This is a genomic window from Leptolyngbya sp. FACHB-36, assembly GCF_014695955.1.
Classification (GTDB): Bacteria; Cyanobacteriota; Cyanobacteriia; order Leptolyngbyales; family Leptolyngbyaceae; genus FACHB-36.
This window is the reverse complement of the sequence record NZ_JACJPG010000059.1, coordinates 1-5,630: the sequence shown is the minus strand read 5'-3', so window position 1 is coordinate 5,630 and position 5,630 is coordinate 1. Positions and strand designations below refer to the sequence as shown.

5 protein-coding genes and 1 pseudogene are annotated in these 5,630 nt (G+C 52.4%); 3 read left to right on the top strand and 3 right to left on the bottom strand.

Going from position 1 to position 5,630, the window contains the following annotated elements; translation table 11 throughout:
• Positions 1-879, top strand: an 879-nt coding sequence (locus H6F43_RS00835; RefSeq protein ID WP_190340137.1) for an aromatic ring-hydroxylating dioxygenase subunit alpha, incomplete at its 5' end; no start/stop codon positions are given.
• A gap of 30 nt (positions 880-909) precedes the next feature.
• Positions 910-1,923 carry an aromatic ring-hydroxylating dioxygenase subunit alpha gene (locus H6F43_RS00830; RefSeq protein ID WP_190340136.1) on the top strand — a complete coding sequence of 338 codons (1,014 nt, stop codon included), beginning with the start codon at positions 910-912 and terminating at the stop codon, positions 1,921-1,923.
• A gap of 233 nt (positions 1,924-2,156) precedes the next feature.
• Here the strand turns inward: H6F43_RS00830 and H6F43_RS00825 are convergent, their stop codons facing one another.
• Complete coding sequence (locus H6F43_RS00825) at positions 2,157-2,402, bottom strand: hypothetical protein (protein WP_190340135.1); 246 nt, start codon at positions 2,400-2,402, stop codon at positions 2,157-2,159.
• Between the two features lie 177 nt (positions 2,403-2,579).
• On the opposite strand from H6F43_RS00825, the gene H6F43_RS00820 reads away from it, so the two are divergent.
• Positions 2,580-4,853: an NACHT domain-containing NTPase gene (locus H6F43_RS00820; RefSeq protein WP_190340134.1), complete on the top strand. Its 2,274-nt coding sequence runs from the start codon at positions 2,580-2,582 to the stop codon at positions 4,851-4,853.
• A 37-nt stretch (positions 4,854-4,890) separates the two neighbouring features.
• Here H6F43_RS00820 and H6F43_RS00815 read toward each other — a convergent pair whose 3' ends face one another.
• The gene (locus H6F43_RS00815; protein ID WP_190340133.1) at positions 4,891-5,430 is read right to left on the bottom strand and encodes a nuclear transport factor 2 family protein; all 540 of its coding nucleotides are present in this window, start codon (positions 5,428-5,430) and stop codon (positions 4,891-4,893) included.
• 9 nt (positions 5,431-5,439) lie between these two features.
• Positions 5,440-5,630 (bottom strand): annotated as a pseudogene (locus tag H6F43_RS00810) (malate dehydrogenase); the annotation flags it as partial.

The following is a 5,630-nucleotide window of genomic DNA, read 5'->3' as shown; positions in this document are numbered from 1 at the left end:
GATGTGGTGCTGTGGCGCGGACAGAATCAAACGGTGCATGCGTGGGAGGATCGCTGTCCCCATCGCAGTGTGCGTCTGTCGAATGGCAGCGTGGCAGATAATACGCTGGTGTGTTCCTATCACGGGCTGGCGTACGATACGACGGGTCAGTGCGTCAAGGTTCCGGCGCATCCGGGCTACACGGCTCCCAAGCAAGCCTGCACTCGGACGTTTCAGGCTCAGGAGCGCTACGGCTTGATTTTTGTCTGCTTGGGTGAACCCGCGCAAGAGATTACGCCGTTTCCAGAGTGGGGCGATCGCGCTTACCGCTTTTACACGACGGGACCGTATCACATTCGATCGAATGGCTTTCGGGCGATCGAAAATTTTCTGGATGTGGCGCACTTTCCGTTTATCCACACGGGCATTCTGGGCGATCCGGAGAAGCCCGAAATCGACGACTATGAAGTCGTTCTGAACGAAGATGGCGTTTTTGCCCGCGACATTCGTGTTTGGCAACCGGACCCCTACGGCACTGGCGAAGGAGCCTACGTTAGCTACGACTACTGGGCGTTTCGTCCGCTGACGGCTTACCTGCGAAAGCTGAGTCCGACGGGGGATTGCCTGACGCTGCTGTACACGGTAACGCCGATTAGCGAGGTGGAATGCGTTGCCTGGATGAGTGGTGCGATCAACTATGGACATGAGATCAGCGAAGATGAAATTAAGGCGTTTCAGGATGAAATTGTGCTTCAGGACCTGAATAATCTGGAGTCGCACACGCCGCAGCAGATTCCTCTAGCGGGACAGACGGAATTTCATTTGCCGAGCGATCGTACGTCGCTGGTCTATCGCAAATGGCTGAAGCAGCTTGGTCTAAGGTATGGTGTGTTGAATTAACGATTCGCGATCGCTTTCTGAAACGTGGGCATGGTTGGAGCTGTGGATCGTCGGTTTGCTGCTGGAATTGAACCTGATTTGATCGTCCTTAACGATTGGCATGTGGTGGCACTATCGGACGATCTGCCAGTGGGCGGCGTGATCAGCGCTCGGCTGCTGGAAACGAATTTGGTGGTGTGGCGCGGGGATGATGGGCGCGTGCAGGTGTGGCACGATCGCTGTCCGCATCGCAGCGTGCGGCTGTCGGGTGGCAAAGTCGTCAACAATGCGCTGGTTTGCCCGTATCACGGATTGGCGTACAGCCCAGAAGGGCGCTGCGTCAATGTTCCGGCTCATCCGGGTTATGTGCCACCGCCGCAAGCCTGCGCTCAAACGTTCATGGCTCAGGACCGCTACGGGCTGATTTATGTGTGCTTGGGTGAACCCGCACACGAACTGCCGACACCTGGGGAATGGGACGATCGCAGCTTTCGCCGCTACATTAATGGTCCCTATGCAATCCCGACGAATGGGCTACGGGCGATCGAAAACTTTCTCGATGTTGCCCATCTGGCGTTTATTCATCCTGGAGTTCTGGGGGATGCGGCGCAGCCGGACATTCCGGACTATCGGGTGGACGTTTCTGATGATGGCGTACACGCTTACGATGTGAAAGTTTGGCAGCCTGACCCGTATGGCAACGGCGCGGGCGGCGCGTATATTGGCTACGACTACTGGGTGATGCGTCCGTTTACGGCGTATTTGCGGAAGGAAGACCCGGATGGCAAGTGTAAAACAATTCTGTTTCATGTGACGCCGCTGAGCGAAACGGAGGCGATCGGCTGGATGATTCTGTCGCTGAATTTTGCTCACGATACGCCTGCGACGGAGGTGAAGGCGCACCAAGACCGCATTTTTAGTCAGGATACTGATACGCTGGCGTCTCATGATCCGGTGCGGTTGCCGCTTGTTGGCTCAGCGGAGTTTCATTTGCCGAGCGATCGTACGTCGATGGTGTACCGAACGTGGTTGAAGCGGTTAGGGTTGACGTACGGCGTGCTCTGAGAACGGTAGGAGCGAGAAAGGGCTTGCTCTCTGAATCGTTTACAGGCAAGTTTTGAGCAAAAAGGTCGATCGTTCTGGTTCAGAACTGGAAATTCCGAGCAAAAAGGTCGCTCGTTCCCGTTTGGAACAGAAAACTTCGAGTAAAAAGTGCGATCGTTGCCGTTCAGAACTGGAAAAGTGCAGGTTAAAGGGCGATTGCTGGAATAAAAAGCGCGATCGTCCGTTTCTAGCTCTCAAAAATTGGTCATTTCATCGTCATCGTTCTTACCAGCAGGGTTGGTTGCGCCCATTAAGCCGAAAATTGCGCCCACTCCTAGTTTCCAGGTGTCGTTGCAGGTTTCAAAGATGCGGCTTTGCTGAGCCGAAGGGTTGGGTTGGTTGGCAAGGACGATCGCGCCTACACCACTTAAGACCGTAATTGCGCCTACGGTGCAGAAAATTTGCTGGAAGGCAGAAGGTTGTTTGGGCTGGCGCTTCATATTTAGTACTCCAATTCATGATCAGTGGATTCAAAGACCAGAGCGGACGATCAGACATAGGTGTTTTGACTCAACCCCCAGTTATTGTATGTGTTCCGTTGATTTATGTGTGAGATGCGATGTTTTGCCTTAGTATGTCTTTAAGGTATATGTGTGTCAAGAGCCATAGTTCCATTTATGTCACCTCGTTCACTTCAAGCATCTCAAGAGGGAATCAAACTGGCACGGCGAGCGCTCACCGTCGGTCATTGGACTCAGGAGTCTTTAGCGTCGCAAGTCGGCAAGACTCGCCAACCAATCAGTAAGTTCTTGAAGGGTGAGCCAATTGATCGAAGAATCTTCTTGGAGATCTGCACAGCACTTGATCTGAACTGGGAAGACATTGTTGAGCAGAAAGCAGAAGTTTTATCAGATGATCGCAGCTTAAGCGTTGATGCCCTCGTTCAGCAGATTCGAGCGGCGATCGCGCCCACAGTTCGCCAGCGATGCGGGACGATACGGGTGCTGGATATGGTGCAGCCGATCGAGCTAACCGGAGACGACGGAATTTACACCAACGTCAACATTTTGGAGCGGCTGACTGGACATCAACGGCTGGAAGTTGCTGAACTGCTGCGGATGTGTGACATAGAGGAGTTCGACCGCGCTGGACTCAGCCGCATTACCGAGGAACGAGTGCCGGGATTGGGCGCTGTGCAGCGCTACAACAAACTTTTGGCATTGGGCAAACCGGGAGCGGGCAAGACCACGTTCCTAAAATGGCTGGCGATGCAGTCGATCAAGGGCTTGGAGTTGGGCGACAAAGTGCCGTTCTTCATTACGCTGAAGGACTTTGCCGAAGCCAAGGACAAGCCGGATGTGTTGAGCTACCTGCATCAGGACGTGACCAGAAGTTTGGCTAGTGCCAACTCGAACCATCAAGAATTATTGACGCGGATGAAAGCAGCTGAGCCGGATGCTTCCCCACTACAGGAGATTTTGTCTGCGGGAAAGGCGTTGATTCTGCTAGACGGCTTGGATGAAGTGCGGGAAGAAGACACAAAGCGGGTGCTGCGGCAAATCCGCGAATTCTCCGAGCAGTTTCACGGCAATCAGTTTGTCATGACCTGTCGAATTGCGGCGAAAGATTACACGTTTGAGCAGTTTACTGAAGTCGAAGTTTCGGATTTTAGTTCAGAACAAATCGCGGATTTTGTCGAGAAGTGGTTTCGTCGCACGAATCCGCAGAAAGCCGAGAAATTTCTTCAGAAACTTGAGCAAAATAAGCCAATTCAAGAGCTTGCCAGCAGTCCACTCTTACTGACGCTGCTGTGCTTGATGTTTAGCGAGACGGCAGATTTCCCCTCAAATCGATCGGAGCTTTATAAAGAAGGCTTGGATGTGCTGCTGAAGAAGTGGGACGGCAAACGCAACATTGAGCGCCAGCAGGTTTACAAGAATTTGTCGGTGCAGCGCAAAGAGGATTTGCTCAGTTCGATTGCGCTTACGACTTTTGAGCAACGAGATTACTTTTTTAAGCAGAAAACTGTCGAGGCATATATCGCCGATTTTATTCGTAATCTGCACAATCAAGACCCCGATCCAGAAATGCTCACTCTTGATAGTGAATCAGTTCTCAAATCGATTGAGGCTCATCATGGACTGCTGGTTGAACGAGCGAAGAATATCTATTCTTTTTCTCATCTCACGTTTCACGAGTATTTCACTGCTAGAGAAATCGTTGCCAATTCCGCCTATGAGCGATTAGTCAAGCACATCACTGAAAAACGATGGCGCGAAGTCTTTTTGCTGACGGCAGGCATGATGCGAACTACGGATGCACTCGTGCAATTAATGAAGCAAATCATTGATAGATTGATTACCAATGATCAGACACTGCAACGTTACTTGATTTGGGTTACTGAGAAATCGCAGTCAGTTGAAACTTCTTACAAACCTGCCGCCGTTCGTGCCTTCTACTTTGCCGCTGCCCGCGACTATGCCCTTGCTCTTGCCCTTGACCGCGACCTCGACCGCGCTCTCGCCCTCAACCGTGACCTCAACCTTGACCGCGCCCTTCACCGCGCCCTCGACAGCGACCTTGCTCACGCCCACGCCCTCGCCCTCGCAGAAGAACCTGAGCTGCGAAACAAACTGCAAGAGCTCTACGAGCGTTTACCTGATACAGGCTATAAAAACCGCAAGAGCTTTGATCGATGGCGGGAAGCAAACGGTGAAACTTGGCGCGAGGAATTACGAGCCGTAATGATTGAACATCGCAATATCGGGCATGATTGGCAGTTCAGCAATGCCCAAAAATACCTGCTTCAGCAGTATTACGACGCCAACAAGCTGCTTGTCGATTGCCTCAACAGCGATTGCTATGTCAGCCGTGAAGTGCGGCAGGAAATTGAAGACACCTTGCTGTTGCCCATAGAAGAGATTCGGAAAAGAGGCGACGTGAAAGAATGAAGCCTTCACACCCTACGCACTGATTAACTGACCAACCCTACTGCTTAATCTCCACTCTCGCATTACTTCTAACTTGCGTTGCCAGCACTCGCCCCTGCACGATCGCAAACGTAACCGACTCAGTACCCACCGAAGAAAACGTGATGGGCTGATCCTTCAGCGTCGTTTCCTCCGTGATTTGATACGTCGCGATCGCCGTTCTGCCATTGGGTGCAACTTGAACCTTTAAGTCAGACATACGACTGCTAGAGGCTTTGATTAGCTGAAACCCCTCCTCCAGATAGCGGCGATACTCTTCCCGCGACAGCTTCAGCGTTTGAGGACCCGTCAGCGAAGACTGCGTTCTAATTTCAAGCGTCGCGTTGGGAGCCAGATAGCTCAGAATCGTTTTGATATCAGCTTTCTCGGTGGCTTGCTGAACAGCATCCAGAATTTGTTGCACCTGACCCGCGCTAATTCGCGTCACCGTCTGCCGCTGCGCGATCGTCGGTGTAGGCGGTGTGGGTGCCGCCGTCCCAGATCCCGCGATCGCAAGAATCGTCATAGCCGTCAGTGTCACTGTCGTCAGTCGTATCATTGTCAACTCCTACACGGAAATTCCCATTTCTGCCAGTCGATCGAGGCTCTGACGCACGCTTTGAGCAGAAGCATGCAGCGCTGATCGCTCATCCTCCGTCAGATTCAGTTCCAGCACGCTTTCCACACCCTGACAGCCCAGCCGCGAAGGCACTCCAATAAAAATATCCGTCAAGCCATATTCGCCTTGCAGATACGCAG